The sequence below is a fragment of the Ferrimonas sp. SCSIO 43195 genome (genome assembly GCF_023716685.1).
GTDB lineage: Bacteria > Pseudomonadota > Gammaproteobacteria > Enterobacterales > Shewanellaceae > Ferrimonas > Ferrimonas kyonanensis.
The window spans coordinates 3,079,574-3,095,546 of the sequence record NZ_CP072679.1 but is presented as its reverse complement, the minus strand read 5'-3'; the positions used below and the strand labels follow the sequence as shown (position 1 = coordinate 3,095,546).

Here is a 15,973-nt window from a genome sequence, read left to right as displayed (position 1 = left end):
CGCGCTGCCAAGTCCGCCGGCCCTGGCCGCACAAAACTTATTCGACCATGGCATTTGCCAAGCATCAAAGATTCAGAAGCGGCCGCCAAGCTGCTAAAATCCTTCGATTCCATTAAGCCATCGGACGCCCAACTTGAGTAACCCGTTCTCCCCTGATCAGTTAGCACAGTGCCTGCAACGCGATGCCGCCACCATTCGGCGTCGACTCAGTGGCATGAAAAAAATCAAAGACCCGGGCAAGCGGGAGTCGATTCAGACCCAGTTGCAGACCCTGTGTCAAACCAGTCAGGAAAAGGTGGCGAAGCGGCGCAGCAACCTGCCGAACATCGATTACCCCAATTTGCCGGTCAGCGACAAACGGGATGAAATTGCGGCGGCCATTGCCAGCCACCAGGTGGTGATTGTGGCCGGCGAGACCGGCTCCGGTAAGACCACCCAGTTACCCAAAATCTGCATGGAACTGGGGCGGGGCACCCGTGGCCTGATTGGCCATACTCAGCCTCGGCGCCTGGCGGCGCGGGCGGTATCCAGTCGCATCGCCGATGAACTGAACAGCCCGCTGGGCAAGCACGTCGGTTTTAAGGTTCGGTTTGCCGATCAAACCTCCGACGACAGCTACGTCAAGCTGATGACCGACGGTATCCTGCTGGCGGAGATTCAGCATGACCGCCGCCTGGATCAATACGACACCCTGATCATCGATGAGGCCCACGAACGCAGCCTCAACATCGACTTTATTCTCGGTTACCTGAAGCAACTGCTGCCGCAGCGCCCGGATCTTAAGGTGATCATCACCTCGGCCACCATCGACGTCGATCGCTTCTCCAACCACTTCGACAAGGCGCCGGTGATCGAAGTCTCCGGCCGCACCTACCCGGTGGAGATGCGTTACCGGCCGCTGGCTCGTGATGAGGAGCGGGATCTCGACCAACTGGAGGGGATCTTCCTGGCGGTGGACGAGCTGTGTCGGGAAGGCCTGGGTGACATCCTGATTTTCATGAACGGTGAACGTGAGATTCGTGACACCGCCGATGCGCTGCGACGTCGCAACCTGCGGGATACCGAGATTCTGCCGCTGTTTGCCCGCTTGTCTCATGCGGAGCAGGCGAGAATCTTCGCTTCCCATACCGGCCGACGCATCGTGCTGTCCACTAACGTGGCCGAGACCTCGTTGACGGTTCCGGGGATCAAATACGTCATTGACCCCGGTACCGCCCGCATCAGCCGCTACAGTTACCGCACCAAGGTGCAGCGCCTGCCTATCGAGGCCATCTCCCAGGCCAGCGCCAATCAGCGTGCCGGTCGTTGTGGCCGGGTATCGGAAGGGATCTGCATCCGCCTCTATTCTGAGGAGGATTTCACCAATCGCAGCGAGTTTACCGATCCGGAGATTCTGCGCACCAACCTGGGGTCGGTGATCCTGCAGATGCTGGCGTTGGGGCTGGGAGACATCAGCGCCTTCCCGTTTGTGCAACCGCCGGACAGCCGTCACATCAACGACGGTGTGCGCTTGCTGGAGGAACTCGGAGCCATCGAGCTGAAAGCGCGGCAGCCCAGAATGACCAAGCAGGGCCGACAACTGGCGCGATTGCCCATCGATCCGCGTCTGGCACGAATGATCCTGGCGGCCCAGCCCAACGGCTGTGTCCATGAGGTGATGGTGATCGCCAGCGCCCTGTCCATTCAGGATCCGCGTGAGCGGCCCATGGACAAGCAGCAGCAGGCGGATGAAAAGCACCGCCGCTTTGCCGATAAAGAATCCGATTTTACCGCCCTGCTTAACCTGTGGGATTACCTGAAGGAGCAGCGGGCGGAGTTGTCGACCAACCAGTTCCGGCGCCAGTGCCGCAGCGACTTTTTGAACTACCTGCGGATTCGCGAATGGCAGGATCTCTACAGCCAGCTGCGACATTCATTGTCGGATCTGGGGTTGAGCCTCAGTGTCGGTGAACGGGCCGGCTACGAGGCGGTACACAAGTCCTTGCTGGCGGGGTTGTTGTCTCACATCGGCAGCAAGGATCCGGAAGGACACTTCAAGGGGGCCCGCAACAGCAGCTTCCACATCTTCCCCGGTTCATCTCTGGCCAAGAAGCCGCCTAAGTGGGTGATGGCGGCCGAGTTGGTGGAAACCAGCCGCCTGTTTGCCCGCATGGTGGCCAAGATCGACCCGCTTTGGGTGGAGCCGCTGGCCGAGAACCTGCTGAAACGCAGCTACTCCGAGCCCCATTGGGAGCAGAAACCCGGGTCGGTGATGGCTTATGAGCAGGTGTCGTTGTTTGGGGTCATCGTGGTGCCCAAACGCAAGCTGCAATACGGTCCCATCGATCCGGTGGAGTCGCGAACCATCTTTATCCAGCAGGCGTTGGTCGGTGGCGAGCTCGGCAGTGTCGAACGTTTCCTGACCGACAACCTGGCGTTGATCACCGAAGTGGAGGATCTGGAGCACAAATCCCGACGCCGCGACATTCTGGCCGATGACGCCACCCTGCAGGCGTTCTATGAGGAGCGGATTCCCGAGGGCATTTACACTCGGCAGCTGTTCAAAGGCTGGTGGAGTAAAGCCAGCCGCCAAGATGCCGATCGACTCAACTTCTCCAAAGCCCTGCTGATGCAGCGCGACGCCGATCACGTCGGCAAGCTGGATTTCCCCGATCACTGGACCCAGAATGGGGTGCAGTTGCCGCTGAGCTATGCGTTTGAGCCCGGCGAGGTCGATGACGGGGTCTCGGTGCATGTGCCGCTGGCATTGCTCAACCAGATTCAGGCGGAAGGGTTTGACTACCTGGTGCCGGGGCTGCGACACGACAAACTGGTGGGGTTGATCAAGAGTCTGCCTAAGGCGCTGCGGCGGAATTTTGTGCCGGCCCCCAACTACGCCGATGCGGTGCTGCAGGCGATGACGCCGTTTGAGCAGCCACTGCTGGAGGCCGTCTGCAAACAGTTGCTGCGCATGAGCGGTACCCGCATCAGTCCGGAGGACTTCGATCTCACCGCTCTGGCGCCTCATCTGCAAATGAACTTCAAAGTCGAGGATCACAAAGGCAAACTGCTGGCCCAGGGCCGAGATCTGCACGATCTCAAGCATCAGTTGCAAGGCAAGGTGCAGACCGCCATTGCCAAGGTGGCTGACAAAGGCATCGAGTCCGATGGTCTGACCCAGTGGAGTTTCGGCCGGTTGCCACAAAGCTATCAACGCACCCAGGGTAACTACAAGGTCAAGGCCTACCCGGCGCTGGTGGACAGCGGCGAGTCGGTGGCCATCAAGTTATTCGACGATCCGCAGCGGGCCGCCGATACCAATCGGGCCGGCTTACGGCGTTTGCTCTTGATCAACGTGCCCAACCCGGTCAAGTATCTGCAAAAATCACTGCCCAACAAAGCCAAGCTGGCGATGTACTTTAATCCCTTTGGCAAGGTGGACCTGCTGATCGACGACTGCATTCAGTGTGGTCTGGACCAGTTGATTGACCAGCATGGCACCGACGTTCGTGAGGCTGCCGAGTTCGAGCGACTTAAGGAACAGGTTCGGGGTGAGTTGGGTGACGCCGTGGTGGCCATCGCCATCAAGGTGGAGCAGGTGATGACCCTGAGTCATCAGATCAAAAAACGCCTGAAAGGGAAACTGGATCTGCAAACCGCCTTTGCTATGTCCGACATTCAGGCGCAATTGGATGCCTTGGTGTATAAGGGCTTTGTTCGGGATACCGGCTGGCAACGGCTGGATGATCTGGCCCGCTACCTGAAAGGGGTTGAACGTCGGCTGGAGAAACTGCCGGTGGATCCCAACCGGGATCGGTTGCACCTGATCAAGATCCAGAAGGCGCAGGAGAGTTATCAGGCGGCGCTGAATAAATTGCCCAAAGGGGTGGCACCTTCGGCGCAGTTGGCGGAGATCCGCTGGATGATTGAGGAGTATCGCATCTCCTGTTTTGCCCAGACCCTGGGAACCAAATACCCCATATCCGACAAACGCATCACCATGGCGATTAAGGAAGCCGGCCAGGGCTGATAAGAAAACGCGCACCGAGGTCGGTGCGCGTTTTGCTTTTCGCGGGCATCAGGCCTGCAGTCGGCGCTGATTGCGGCGTTTAAACCGGGCCAGGTACACCAGCGTAGTGGTGGGGGTGACGCTAGCGGCCTGATCGGCGGCGCGGGTGACCGGACCGCAGATGGTCGCAGGCTGTTGCAGCTTGTTGATGGCCTCAGAAAGCTGATCCAGCTGCTCCACCGTATTCACTTCCCCTTTTCGAATCATGATAGACACCTTCAGCCAGAACCCGGCTTCAGAGTGGTTACCCAATCCCTGATGGTCGGCTGCCAGTTTCATGCAGTCGGCGGCGTACTTGAGTCTGTTCATGCTGCTGTCCTTGTCGGAGTAACACAGCGCATTCCTTGCTCGACGACGTATTCGCTCCCCTTTGCGTACCGAGCGGGGTCTATTCCTTTAGATGAGCTCCTAGTGTAGAAAATTTGACCGGCCTTGCTCGGCCGTTGAAACTGGCTTTGGTCGAATAACGGCCTAAGCTTTTGTATCAGTGATGAATAAAATTTTGACGTAATCACAGCTTAAGGAGCCCTTAAGTTGGAGGCCAAAATGGCCTCCTTCGGCAGGGTTTCCGCCTAGGTCATTGATAGGGCTTAAGGAGATTGACCTTGGCCTCGAGGTGGTGCAAATTTATACGACCTGTGTAGTGAAGCACCAAGGAGGGCCAGGATGGCCTTTGAAGGGGTTACCGGAAGGGTGTGCCGCCGCTGGCGTATCACACCGGATGCCATTAATCGGGGACGATGTTTTGATTGGGCCCAGCTGGTGAACCAGCAATGTCCGTCGGCCCAGATCTTTTACATACGACGCTTGGTTCCGCACGCCTTTGTGCATTTTGCCGGGCGCTGGTTTGACAGCCAGACGCCCAATGGCGTGTCAGACTGGCGCCGGTTGCCGTTGTTTCGCGGCTGTGGCGGACTGCTGAAAGCGTTGGAGCCGACGCCTTGGCAACCGGGCGACCGGTTCTGGCGTCAGCGTTGACGTCAAGGCGTTGGTTGACGGCCCCGGGCCGCACCCGGGTGAGGGTATTAAAGGGAATTGAGATGAATTGGTATCTGACTGTTCTGAAAAAGTACGCGGTATTTAGAGGCCGGGCTCGTCGTCGCGAGTACTGGTTTTTTGTGCTGTTCAATGTGCTCATTGCCATTGCACTGGCCTTGGTGGACACCAGCATGGGCACCTTTGATCCGGAAACGGGCACCGGCCTGCTAGGGGCATTGTATTCCCTGGCGGTGCTGATCCCCAGTCTGGCGGTGGCGGTTCGTCGCCTTCACGATACCGATCGCAGTGGCTGGTGGTTACTGCTGCTGTTGATTCCCATTGTCGGTGTGATCGTCCTGCTGGTGTTTATGGCGCTCAGTGGCCAGCACGGCGCCAATGAGTATGGTGGCGATCCCCGTCAGTCCGATTCGGCCGACCAGGCCCAGGCGTTCTAGTTTGGTCGCGACAGAGAGGAGAAGCCAATGAAACGGTTGCTGATCATTCTTCTTGGGTGCTGGTGCACCCTGGCACAGGCCCAGCCGGGCGATCATCATGGTCAAATCAAGGTGGAGCAGGCGCAGTGGCAGGTCTGGAATCATTCCCTCAGCCGTTGGGACAGCGTCGAGGCCTTCTGGGACCACGAAGCCGCAGCCCTGGGCAGTGTCCACTGGCCATCGAGTCGCGACTATCCGCCCTATGACCAGGTTCAGGAGCACGACACCTTTCTGGTGCAGCTGGATTCGGGCGTTTGCCTGATGGAGTTCTTCCACAGCCGCTGGCGGCGCGCCAACGACGTGCGTCGCTGGGATCCGGCTTTTAATGACTATGGTGCCTGCCCCAGGGTATTTGACTGATAATAAAGGGGAGAAGCGGCGGAATCTTGCCCGTTATCCTGTAGTACATCGGATACTCTGCGTCGTTTGACCTTGTTGTCAGTCGCAGCTATGACACAATGATGTTGGCCGCAGAGGATCTGCAGCCAACCATCGACCGGAACCCGACCCAATCTGACGGTGACGGCCACCGCAGTTCAAGGATGAACTGAAGTATGACGACAGGGAGAGCAGTAATGAATCGGGCGTTTAACGGGACGATAATGGTGTTGGCCGGAGTGATGCTGGGGATCAGTGCCGCAGAGGTATCGAGCTACATCAACAGTCAACCGGTGGACCTCATCAACTCTGAGGTGCGTAAAGTCTCCAGCAATGTGGAGTCCGATCAGCAGGCCCTACTCAAAGAGTTAGACAAACTGGCTCGGCTGCAGGAGAACACGCCGGAACTGTCGTCTGTGGTCGATAACATTACCGTTCTGGGCAACCGGTTGAGTGCCAACCTGAACCAGGTCAGTTATTTCTCCAATGCCATTGAGAGCAACTTTCTGTGGCTGGCGGAAAAAGAGCGTTTGGCCCAAATCAACAGTTTTCCCGACTTTATCCTGCCGCAGAAAAAGGCCGCCTCCCTGTGCGGGGACGACGTTACCTTTTCGGTGACCAGCGAGTTTGGTTCCCGCATCACCACCAGCCTGGCAGGCCGCCGGGCCAACTTTGAAGTGGGCGACGAGGCGATCTTTGAGTCCGATGGCGAGCGCGCCAAACTGGCGTACCTGGGCAAAGCCGACGGCTATTACCAGTTTCGGCTGATCTGCTCTTTGGTTTAGGCGGGCGTCAGCAGCGCCTGAACGTGCTCGGCGATGGCCAGGGCGCTGGTGAGTCCCGGCGATTCGATCCCGCCCAAAGCCACCAGGTTGGCGCCGCCCACCTGAGTGGGCCCCCAGAAAGCAAAATCCTGCGCCGGCTCTCCCGGACCACTTAACTTTGGCCGAATGCCGGCGTAGTCGGGCTGCAATAGTGTGGCATCGGCATCCGGCCAATACGCTCGAATCGCCTCACAAAACGCGTTCGCCAGACCGGAACTGGCCTGCATGGACTGCGGTGACTGGCACCACTCCACATTGGGGCCGAAGCGGGCATGGCCGTCCAGATCCAGAGTCAGGTGGATACCCAGTCCGCCGGGTTCGGGCAGAGGGTAGATTAAGCGCCGAAACGGAGACGCGGCGCTGAGTCGGTAGTAGTTGCCCTTGGCAAAGGCGGTTCTCACCTGGGGCTGGCGGATACCGGAGACGCTGCGCAGGGCACGGATGCCATTGAGCCCGGTGGCCAGAACCAGAGTCTGGCAACCTACCCGGTAGCCGTCATTGAGAGTCACCTCAAAGCCGTGTTGCAGGGCCCGGGCCGACGCCATTCCCTGTTGCAACGCCAGATCACAACCGCTGGCTTCGGCATCGGCCAGTAACGCCAACATGAACTGGTGGGCATCGAGGATGCCGGTGGAGGGACTGAGCAGGGCACCATGACAGCGCAGTGCCGGCTCAAGTGTACCGGTCTCACCGGCACTGAGCAGGCGCAGATCGCTCACGCCGTTGGCCTGCCCCAGCTCGAGCAATGCTTGCAATTGCGGCACTTGCTGCGGGGTGGTTGCCACCACCAGTTTGCCGCAGCGTCGGTGTGGCAGCCCTCTTTGCTCCAGATAGCGATACAGCAGCTGACGGCCTCGAATACAGAGGCGGGTTTTTAGCCAGTGACTGGGGTTGTATAAGCCGGCATGAATTACCTCGCTGTTGCGCGAACTGATGCCGGTGCCAATGGCTCCCTCTTGTTCAAGAATCGTGACCCGGTGGCCTGCCTTCGCCAGTCGACGGGCTATGGCCAGCCCCACGACTCCGGCGCCCACCACCAGAGTATCGAGTCGCTCCATAGTGACCCCACCCGTTGTTCGTTGCCTGACTTCAGCATACTGGCTTTACCCCGGTCAGCCCAGTCCAGACTGGCTACAAGCCACTGACCAGCCGCTGCCGGTGCTGCCGCTCCACCGCCTGCACCACCCGATCGATCTGGGCCTGGCTCATGGAGGGAAACAGCGGCAGATTCAGTACCCGCTGCGACACGGCCTCGGACACCGGGCAGGGCAGGGCCCGACAGGGAGCGTGCCCGTTGGCATACACCTCCTGGCGGTACAGCGGCATGGGGTAACAGATTCGGGTATCGATGCCTTGGTGCTTCAACTCCTGAGCCACTTGATCCCGATCGTCGATCAGTATGGTGTACAGAAAGTGGGCGGCGTCACTATTGGCAATCGGATTGGCGAGGGTGTCGATGCCGGCGGCATCAAAGTGGCGTTGGTAGGCGTCGGCCACTCGGCGGCGCCCTTCCAGAAAACGATCCAGTTTTCCGAGCTGGCTTAAGCCTACTGCCGCCATGATGTCGTTCATTCTGGCGTTGTATCCCAGCCTGGCGTGCAGGTATTTACCGGACTCGCCCTGGTTGCGATACACCCTCATGGCATCGGCATCGGCCTGATTGTGGGCGAAAATCATGCCCCCTTCGATGGTGGTCATGGTCTTGGCCATGTGAAAACTCATGGTACTGATGCTGGCCTGACTGCCCAGAGGCGCAGACTGGTAGCGGCCGCCAAGGGAATGGGCTGCGTCCTGCAGCGCAAACAGTCCCAGCTGGTCTGCCAGCTCGATGAGCCGCTGGCTGTCTGCGGGTAAGCCGCCATAGTCGATGTACACCAGTCCTTTGGTGCGTGGTGAGACCGCCTCCAGAATCAACTGAGGGTTGAGATTCAGGTTGCGACTGTCGACGTCGACAAACACCGCCGTGGCACCGACTCGGGAGACCGCGGCGGCGGTGGCAAAGTAGGTGATGGCGGGGACGATGACTTCGTCCCCGGGACCGACTCCCAGCACCTTCAGGGCGATATCCAGGGCGACCGAACCACTGGAAACGGCAACGGCGTGCTCTACCTGCATTCGCTGCGCCATGGCCTGCTCAAAGCGAGCGACTCTCGGGCCCATGGTGAGCCAGTCATCCTTAAAAGCGGCGGCAATGGCATTGAGTTCATCATCGCCGACCTCGGGTCGGGACCAGGGAATGTCGTCCTGCATCATGGGCGGCTCCTTAAAAGTTTCGATAGATGGAGAAGGGTTTGATCAGCGGGCAGGCCTTCAGCAGTTCGGCGATGCCGTGCTCCATGCTGACACTGGCGCGGTAACCCAGAGAGCGAATGCGCTGGTAACTGACGGCGTAGTCTCGTTTATCCAGATCTTCGCCAAATTCCGCCTGATGCAGATAGTAGTCGAACTGCTGCTTCACCATCTGGGCGATCTCCAGCTTGGTGAAGTTGAGAGACTCATCGCCGACGTTATAAGGCCGGCCTTTCATCTGATCGTAATGGTCGATGCTGAACAGGATGCTGTTGGCGGCATCGGTGCTGTGCAGGAAGGTACGCCGGGCGTGGCCTTCATACATAACAAAGGTGCGGTTATGCACCACCTGGTGCACGATGTCGTTGACCAGCAGATCCAGCCGCATTCGTGGCGACACCCCAAACACGGTGGCGAATCGCAGTGGAACGCCCTGGGCATCCAGCACGTATTTTTCCGCTTCCGCCTTGGTTTCCCCGTACAACGTCAGGGGGTTAATGGGGGTGTCTTCGGTGCACAGCTCCTCAACCGCGCCATAGGTGGAACCGGTGGAGGCCTGAATCAATTGCTGAGAGGGACTCATGTGCCGGGCCAGGCTGGCCACCACACCGATGTTGGTTTCTTTGGCGGTGGTCGGGTGATGCTGGCAAGCGGGGTAGCCCACAATGGCGGCCAGGTTGATGACGGTGTCTGCCCGCTTCAGGTGCTGGCGAAGGTTGGATTCCTTGCGGGCATCGTTGTAGTCGACGCTGAGGTTGGGGTGCCCCAGGAATGACAGCATGGGACCGATGCCCCACATCAGGGAGTCGATAACGGTGACGGTGTCGCCCCGGGCCAGTAACTTGGGAACCAAAATGGAACCGATGTAGCCTGCGCCGCCGGTCACCAGCACGTGCTGTGGCATGGTGTGCTCCTTAGGTGTTCGCTGTTGAGTCTGCGCTCACCGGCGGTGACGGATAGCCATCCGCCGCCGGAGAACTCGCGTACACATCCTGTGGAGGGCCGTGAAGATCGACGGCCTAATTTTTATTCAGTATGTTGTTATTCATTGGCATGTCATGTCGATTGATCAGGTCCAGATACACTCGAATGATGGTGTTGCTGCATTGGGTGAATGAAAATTGCTGCGCCGCCTGAATCGCCTCCTGTCTGGGGGAGGTCGGTTGCGCCAGGCACTGGTCAATAAACTGGTGAATGCGCTGGGCGCTGTCGCTGCGGCTGAAATCCAGAATCAGGCCCAGGCCGGCTTTGTCGACCACCCGCTTAAAACTGTCGATGTCAGAGGCGATGGGGATCAGCCCGGCGGCCATCCCTTCCACCAGCGTCTGGCCAAAGCCTTCGTATTCAGAGGCGCTGGTAATAAAGCTGTTGTGCTGCATCAGTTCGGTCATGCCCTGATCGCTCAGGCCGATATGAATCTTGACACTTTGTTGCAGACCCAGGGCCGAGATCTGCCGGCGCATTCGGCCTAGGTTGTGGTCCCAGTCGCGGCCGGCAATGTCCAGGTGATAGTCGTCGTGGTACTGACACAGGCGGGCAAAGGTATCCAACAGCCGATCCAGTCGTTTGTTGTCTGAGAAGCGGCCGATAAACAGCAGGTTTCGAGTCAGGCTGGGGGCCGCCGCATTGGCAAACTTGTCGATGTCGACGCCGTTTTCCACCAGCAGCAGTCGCTCCGGCTCGCAGATTTTCCTGAAGGTGCTGAAGTCGCCGTTGCTGATGGCCAGTACCCGCCCATAGCCTCGCATTGCCCAGCGACTGATGGTGCGAAAATACAACCGCTTTAGCCGGGCGGCAAATTGAGTGTGGAAAAAGCCGCCATGGGTGCTGACTACCATGGGCTTATGGTGAAACCAACGGGTGGCAGACAGGTAATCGAAGAAGAAGTCGATGCCGTGCACGTGAACGATGTCGGCGTCTTTGATGGCAAACAGGACCCCGGGAGCGATGGGGTATTTGTAACTGCCCTGGTATCCGATGCGTTTCACCTCGATGCCTTCGATGATCTCATTTTGCGGCAGAGAGGGAGCATGGTGTTGATGAAACAGACGGTTCAGGGAGATGACCCGGGCATTGACACCCGCCTGGCGCTGCGCTTGCACTAGGGACATGACGAACTTTTCAAGCCCACCGACGCCGGGATGAAACTGACGAACGATGTGCGCCACCTTGAGCGTTGGCTGGTGCATAGGAGCGGCCCTGAAGTCACACAGTGAAAGCCCATCCTGGCCGATACTGAGTCCCTATAAAAAATGGCAAAATCAATGCATCGGCGATAACCGCATTGATATGAGCACCTTCAAAAGATAGAACAGATGCGCCAAACCGGGACGGATAATTCCGTTAGCCAGCGGGGTGCGACGTACCGCTGGCTAACGTTATTGGCTTAAGCTACATTTGCTTCACCTCGCATATCAGGGGCTTGCATTGCCTGAAGCTCGCCGGCAAGGGCAGCCAGTACTTTTCGACGGTCGATCACTCCGACCACTCTTTTGCCATCCATCACCACCACCAGGGCATTCGCTCTGGGGACGGCGTTCATGGCGCGTTGCTCAATGTTTTCCACATTGAAACTGGTGAGATACCCGCTGGAGCTGACCGGGTAGAGTTTGTCCTCATCCACCGCCAAGCGGCAGGCCAGCTTGGTCAGTGGTTCATCGGCGCTGCAGGAGAAGGTCAAAGGCTGCATGACCTTGGCGATCTCCATCAGTTGGGTATCTTCAAATTCAGACAGGTAAAACGCTCGCAGCAGATCCTGGTCATCGACGATGGCCACGGGACGGTCGCCGTCCAGCACCAGAGCCGCGGCGCGGCCTTGGCGCAGCAGAGCCTGGCTGGCTTCGGCGACGTTGGTGGTGGGGGTCAGCGTCAGTGGCTGGTGATCACACAGATCGGCGGCGGTCAGTGGGGTGGTGGTGTAAGTCATGGTGTGGTTTCCTTTGGATTCAGAATTCGAATGAGTGTCGGTGTCAGAAGCGGGGGTGTGGCGGCCATGGATCCACCAATGGGCCAGGCCGACGAAGACGCCGCCGCCGATGATGTTGCCGAGGGTGACCGGCATCAGATTGTTAATGAGAAAGTGGCTGACGGTCAGATCAGCGAACTGATCGGCATTGACCCCTAAGTTGGCCCAGAACGCGGCATCCGCAAGGCTGTGGATGGCAATCCCCAGCGGTACCAGAAACAGATTGGCAATGCTGTGTTCAAACCCGGTACTGACAAACATCGCCACCGGCAGAATCAGCAGCAGGGATTTTCCCACCGGATCCTTGGTGCTGAAGCTCATCCAGATCCCAAGACATACCAGTAGGTTACACAGTACGCCCAGCGCAACTGCTTGCCAGAAGCTGTGCTCCAGCTTGTGCTGGGCAACGCTCATGACCTGCAGGCCCCACTGGCCGCCAAACTGACTGGCCTGATCTGCCGTAACCAGCAGTGCCACCAACAGCAGGGCTCCCGTCAGGTTGCCGGCAAACACCCGTCCCCAATGGCTAAGCAAGCGTCGGCCGCTGATCTGGCCGTTGGCCCAAGGGATGATGGTTAGCACCGTGCTGGTAAACAGCTCCGCGCCACAGACCACCACCAGAATCAGACCCAGGCTGAACACCAAGCCGCCCAGCAGTCGGCTTAGTCCCCAGGGCATGCCGCTGGAGCCGGTAACAACGGTGATGTAGAAGGTGAAAGCGATACCGATGTACAACCCGGCCATAACGGCCAGGGCAAACACTCGGCTGGCGGATTTCCCCAACTTGCTGTGGCCGAATTGTTCGGCACCGCTGAGCAAGGCATCCCGTTGTGGGGAACTGGGTACCGCGGTCAGCATCTGCATCCCTTATACGGCTTTGGTGTGATTGGGGTCGCATTTATCATTGGTTTTCTCCTATGGGTCACTCTTGGGTGTGTCGTTGTGATTTCCCATTCACGTTATGATCGCCCCGAGGCAAATAAAAATTGATTTATCATTGTGTATTAATAAATAAAAATGATTGAAAGGGCGTTGGATTGTTACCAATTCACGTCGTCATCTTGGTGTGCAGATGGATTGTGGATGTCAGTACCATCAGGGTGTTGCGGCGGGTGAGGGCCGGATTTGTTCGCTAACTATTGTGTTATTTGGGTTTTACACTCAATTAGTGAGTAGGGAGTAGGTAATCAGCCGGGATCTCGGCAGATTGAGAGGTTGATCATAATCGGCTCGGCATCCACTTAGGTGATCGACTTTTTTGATGAATGTTGCTTACAGTGACTATTTTAATGATGATTTTTGGTTGTTTTGAAGGGTGATCTTGGTCATGCTTTTGGGGTGGTTGCCGCAATGAAAGCCCATCACCGATAGGTTTTGGTTCCTGAGTTACTGCGATGGCCGAGTCTAAAAGGTGAGTCAGTCGTCAATCCGGGTTGAATGTCGTCGAAGGCAAAAAGTGGCTGCGGATTAAGGTGATGAGCAGGCAAAATCAATTATCAAAAAAATTGATAAGCGATCTTCAATTAATTTGCATATTTGATTTTGATTGGTTGATAACTTTCGTTTTTGATCGTCACTGCGATCGTGAGCGGGATCAAAGAAGGCTGAGGGAGGCGTGGCCTCCCCCTCGAACGGCAATCAGAATTTTCCGACTTCATCATCAAAAATGTTGGCGGCAGCATCAGTAAAATCGAAGTTGTCGCGAATGTAGTGCAGGGTTCTCAGTTCGGTGTCGGTAATTCGGTGGCCATCCCTGGCGGAGTTGATCAAATCCATCACCTCTCCTTTGGACAGGCGACCTTCGCCGACACCTGTGGTGTGAGCCTGTGCCATATCCAGCAACTCTTTTTCATACTGAACCCCATTAATGCTGACATAAGCCATACTCGCCTCCTTGAGGACGATAAAGGGTGAAAAGGGTGTGAGTGATTGCTTCCAGCTCCGCTGCGAAGCCTTTCGCCTGCAAAGCCTAGCAACAAAATTCTGCCTTGAGAGGCGCCGCTGAAGGGGAGTGATTGGAGTCACTGTAATTAAAGCGACTATTTTTTAGCACTGCGACGCGCTGTTGTCTTCATGAGTCGACTTTGGCCACAGCGGCAAGAGTTGGGACAGGCTATGATCGTGATTTGCCCGCAGGAGTGACCAACATGGATTGGGTATTGCCGAACGTCAGTTCCCCGGAACTGCAACATCAGCAGCCGGAGTTTTGGGTCTTGCCCGTGGGCGCTTTCGAACAGCATGGGGCCCATCTGCCGATGGTGACCGATACGCTGATCGCCTGCGCCGTCGGTCACCGAATTGCTCAGGCTCATGGCGGGGCAATGCTGTCACCGGTAACGGTATCCTGCTCCCATGAACACGCGGGCTTCTACGGCACCGCCTGGGTGTCGGCAACCACGTTGCTATCGATACTGTCCGATACCCTGGCGGCGCTGAAGCACTCTGATTGCCGCAAGCTGGTGATAGTGAACGGTCATGGCGGGAACTACGTGGTCAACAGTTTTGCCCAGCAGCAGAACGTGAAGGCGGCCGAGGTGTTGCTGCTGCCCGCCCGTCAGCATCATCAACAGGCGGCCAGGATCGCCGGCATCGAAACCGATTTGCATCAGGATATGCACGGCGGCGAATTTGAAACCTCGATTTTAATGGCGGTGGCACCCGAATATCTGCGCCCTGAACGGATGCAGGATCATCAGCACGATGAACGGCCGTTGCTGACGCTTACCGGCATGAAAGGCTATACTGAGTCGGGCATTATCGGTTTTCCTTCCAAGGCCAGCGCCGCCAAGGGGGAGGCGTTTCTGCAAGCGATCGCCAATGTGGTCGCCGGGGATCTGCAGCACTTTCTGAGCCTGCCATAAGTCGATGAATGCCAGTGTATTGGTTACTAAGGGGTTTTAGTCTTTGCCCCCGCCAGCACGAGTGCGTATATTAGACCGCGTTAACGCAGGCAACGGAGTGCCGATGGTTAGCGATGTTGTCCCGCCATTTCGGTAAACCGGCATTGACCGGTGCCGGCTCCGTATTCGTCCAATAGAGACCCGCCTGTGCCACTGTGTGCCCGATTTTAGGGCAGTTTGAGGCGTTTTTAACCACAGCAAGGAGTCGGCATGCAAAAGGAGTTGCAGCCATTAATGACCGGGGGCGGTTACGAGATCGTCACCACCTGGTACAGCCCGGCACACGAACCGGTGGCGACGGTGATTCTGGCCGCGGCCATGGGGGTAGAACAGGACTTCTATCAGCCGCTGGCCCGCTGGTTGGCGGAGCAGGGCTACCGGGTTATTACCTTTGATTATTACGGTTGCGGCCGCTCCTGGCAGGGGCCTTTGAGCCGCTGTGGCGTCGATCTGATGGATTGGGCCCGTTTCGATTGTGCCGCGGTCATCAATGCGGCCTACCGCCACGACAGCACCCACCCTCTGTATTGGATTGGCCACAGCTTAGGCGGACAGCTGCTGGGGATGATTCCCAATGCCCGGCTGTTGTCTAAGGTGGTCACCATTGCCTGTGGCAGTGGTTATTGGCTCGACAATGCCCCGTCGCTGAAACGTCGGGTCTGGTTGTTGTGGTACGTATTGGCTCCCTTGACCACCGCGGTTCTGGGGTATTTTCCCGGTGGCCGGCTGAAGATGGTGGGAGACCTGCCCGGAGCGGTGATGCGCCAGTGGCGTCGCTGGTGTCTGCACCCGCGCTATGCGGTCGGGGTCGAAGGCGAGCCGATCAAGGCCGGATTTGCGGCATTGGCCTGCCCGGTAACCGCCATTAGCTTTGAGGATGACGAGTTGTTGTCCCGCACCAATATCGACTCGCTGCATGGGTTTTTTACCGGCACTCAGGTCACCATGTACCACCTTAGCCGCGAGGATTGTGACGGCCGTACGGTCGGCCACATGGGCTTTTTCCGGCCCCGCTTTCTGACTAGCCTGTGGGCATCCACCCTGTTGCCTGAGCTGCAGCTGAATTCCCACAGCCGCCGCCTGTGCGGTTAAATGGG

At 57.8% G+C, this 15,973-nt stretch carries 14 protein-coding genes; 7 read left to right on the top strand and 7 right to left on the bottom strand.

Annotated features, from left to right (window positions below):
- Positions 1 to 133: 133 nt before the first annotated feature.
- Positions 134 to 4,009: an ATP-dependent RNA helicase HrpA gene (hrpA, locus tag J8Z22_RS14350; RefSeq protein WP_252006893.1), complete on the top strand. Its 3,876-nt coding sequence runs from the start codon at positions 134 to 136 to the stop codon at positions 4,007 to 4,009.
- A 48-nt stretch (positions 4,010 to 4,057) separates the two neighbouring features.
- Here hrpA and J8Z22_RS14345 read toward each other — a convergent pair whose 3' ends face one another.
- On the bottom strand, positions 4,058 to 4,357 hold the full coding sequence (locus J8Z22_RS14345) for a hypothetical protein (protein ID WP_252006892.1): 300 nt from the start codon (positions 4,355 to 4,357) through the stop codon (positions 4,058 to 4,060).
- A 357-nt stretch (positions 4,358 to 4,714) separates the two neighbouring features.
- Here J8Z22_RS14345 and J8Z22_RS14340 point away from each other — a divergent pair, with 357 nt between their 5' ends.
- The 4 genes from J8Z22_RS14340 (at position 4,715) to J8Z22_RS14325 (ending at position 6,683) form a co-directional block, all read left to right on the top strand.
- A complete protein-coding gene (locus J8Z22_RS14340; RefSeq protein ID WP_028113237.1) occupies positions 4,715 to 5,026 on the top strand; it encodes a hypothetical protein in 312 nt (103 codons plus the stop codon).
- Positions 5,027 to 5,088: 62 nt separating this feature from the next.
- Positions 5,089 to 5,481 (top strand): DUF805 domain-containing protein, encoded by a 393-nt coding sequence (locus J8Z22_RS14335; RefSeq protein ID WP_252006891.1) that lies wholly within the window; start codon positions 5,089 to 5,091, stop codon positions 5,479 to 5,481.
- A gap of 27 nt (positions 5,482 to 5,508) precedes the next feature.
- A complete protein-coding gene (locus J8Z22_RS14330; protein WP_252006890.1) occupies positions 5,509 to 5,880 on the top strand; it encodes a hypothetical protein in 372 nt (123 codons plus the stop codon).
- A gap of 215 nt (positions 5,881 to 6,095) precedes the next feature.
- Positions 6,096 to 6,683, top strand: a complete 588-nt coding sequence (locus J8Z22_RS14325) for a hypothetical protein (RefSeq protein ID WP_156897017.1) — start codon at positions 6,096 to 6,098, stop codon at positions 6,681 to 6,683.
- Here J8Z22_RS14325 and J8Z22_RS14320 read toward each other — a convergent pair.
- The 6 genes from J8Z22_RS14320 to J8Z22_RS14295 all read right to left on the bottom strand — a co-directional run bounded on the left by J8Z22_RS14320 (position 6,680) and on the right by J8Z22_RS14295 (position 13,860).
- Complete coding sequence (locus J8Z22_RS14320; RefSeq protein ID WP_252006889.1) at positions 6,680 to 7,780, bottom strand: NAD(P)/FAD-dependent oxidoreductase; 1,101 nt, start codon at positions 7,778 to 7,780, stop codon at positions 6,680 to 6,682. The two genes, J8Z22_RS14325 and J8Z22_RS14320, sit on opposite strands and share 4 nt — an antisense overlap.
- Before the next feature lie 73 nt (positions 7,781 to 7,853).
- The gene (locus tag J8Z22_RS14315) at positions 7,854 to 8,975 is read right to left on the bottom strand and encodes a DegT/DnrJ/EryC1/StrS aminotransferase family protein (RefSeq protein WP_252006888.1); all 1,122 of its coding nucleotides are present in this window, start codon (positions 8,973 to 8,975) and stop codon (positions 7,854 to 7,856) included.
- A gap of 10 nt (positions 8,976 to 8,985) precedes the next feature.
- The gene (locus tag J8Z22_RS14310) at positions 8,986 to 9,915 is read right to left on the bottom strand and encodes an NAD(P)-dependent oxidoreductase (RefSeq protein ID WP_028113231.1); all 930 of its coding nucleotides are present in this window, start codon (positions 9,913 to 9,915) and stop codon (positions 8,986 to 8,988) included.
- Between the two features lie 115 nt (positions 9,916 to 10,030).
- Positions 10,031 to 11,200 (bottom strand): glycosyltransferase family 4 protein, encoded by a 1,170-nt coding sequence (locus J8Z22_RS14305; RefSeq protein WP_051252691.1) that lies wholly within the window; start codon positions 11,198 to 11,200, stop codon positions 10,031 to 10,033.
- 197 nt (positions 11,201 to 11,397) lie between these two features.
- Complete coding sequence (focA, locus tag J8Z22_RS14300; RefSeq protein WP_169629254.1) at positions 11,398 to 12,834, bottom strand: formate transporter FocA; 1,437 nt, start codon at positions 12,832 to 12,834, stop codon at positions 11,398 to 11,400.
- Positions 12,835 to 13,614: 780 nt separating this feature from the next.
- Complete coding sequence (locus J8Z22_RS14295) at positions 13,615 to 13,860, bottom strand: hypothetical protein (protein ID WP_028113230.1); 246 nt, start codon at positions 13,858 to 13,860, stop codon at positions 13,615 to 13,617.
- 263 nt (positions 13,861 to 14,123) lie between these two features.
- Here J8Z22_RS14295 and J8Z22_RS14290 point away from each other — a divergent pair, with 263 nt between their 5' ends.
- Both J8Z22_RS14290 and J8Z22_RS14285 read left to right on the top strand, forming a co-directional pair.
- Positions 14,124 to 14,837: a creatininase family protein gene (locus J8Z22_RS14290; protein WP_252006887.1), complete on the top strand. Its 714-nt coding sequence runs from the start codon at positions 14,124 to 14,126 to the stop codon at positions 14,835 to 14,837.
- Positions 14,838 to 15,086: 249 nt separating this feature from the next.
- A complete protein-coding gene (locus J8Z22_RS14285; protein WP_028113228.1) occupies positions 15,087 to 15,968 on the top strand; it encodes an alpha/beta fold hydrolase in 882 nt (293 codons plus the stop codon).
- Positions 15,969 to 15,973 lie beyond the last annotated feature (5 nt).

Coding starts and splice junctions, on each gene's coding strand:
- J8Z22_RS14330 (WP_252006890.1), top strand. CDS start 5,509: ATGAAACGGTTGCTGATCATTCTTCTTGGGTGCTGGTGCACCCTGGCA.
- J8Z22_RS14320 (WP_252006889.1), bottom strand. CDS start 7,780: ATGGAGCGACTCGATACTCTGGTGGTGGGCGCCGGAGTCGTGGGGCTG.
- J8Z22_RS14335 (WP_252006891.1), top strand. CDS start 5,089: ATGAATTGGTATCTGACTGTTCTGAAAAAGTACGCGGTATTTAGAGGC.
- J8Z22_RS14295 (WP_028113230.1), bottom strand. CDS start 13,860: ATGGCTTATGTCAGCATTAATGGGGTTCAGTATGAAAAAGAGTTGCTG.
- focA (WP_169629254.1), bottom strand. CDS start 12,834: ATGCTGACCGCGGTACCCAGTTCCCCACAACGGGATGCCTTGCTCAGC.
- J8Z22_RS14325 (WP_156897017.1), top strand. CDS start 6,096: ATGAATCGGGCGTTTAACGGGACGATAATGGTGTTGGCCGGAGTGATG.
- J8Z22_RS14310 (WP_028113231.1), bottom strand. CDS start 9,915: ATGCCACAGCACGTGCTGGTGACCGGCGGCGCAGGCTACATCGGTTCC.
- J8Z22_RS14285 (WP_028113228.1), top strand. CDS start 15,087: ATGCAAAAGGAGTTGCAGCCATTAATGACCGGGGGCGGTTACGAGATC.
- J8Z22_RS14340 (WP_028113237.1), top strand. CDS start 4,715: ATGGCCTTTGAAGGGGTTACCGGAAGGGTGTGCCGCCGCTGGCGTATC.
- J8Z22_RS14290 (WP_252006887.1), top strand. CDS start 14,124: ATGGATTGGGTATTGCCGAACGTCAGTTCCCCGGAACTGCAACATCAG.
- J8Z22_RS14345 (WP_252006892.1), bottom strand. CDS start 4,357: ATGAACAGACTCAAGTACGCCGCCGACTGCATGAAACTGGCAGCCGAC.
- J8Z22_RS14315 (WP_252006888.1), bottom strand. CDS start 8,975: ATGATGCAGGACGACATTCCCTGGTCCCGACCCGAGGTCGGCGATGAT.
- J8Z22_RS14305 (WP_051252691.1), bottom strand. CDS start 11,200: ATGCACCAGCCAACGCTCAAGGTGGCGCACATCGTTCGTCAGTTTCAT.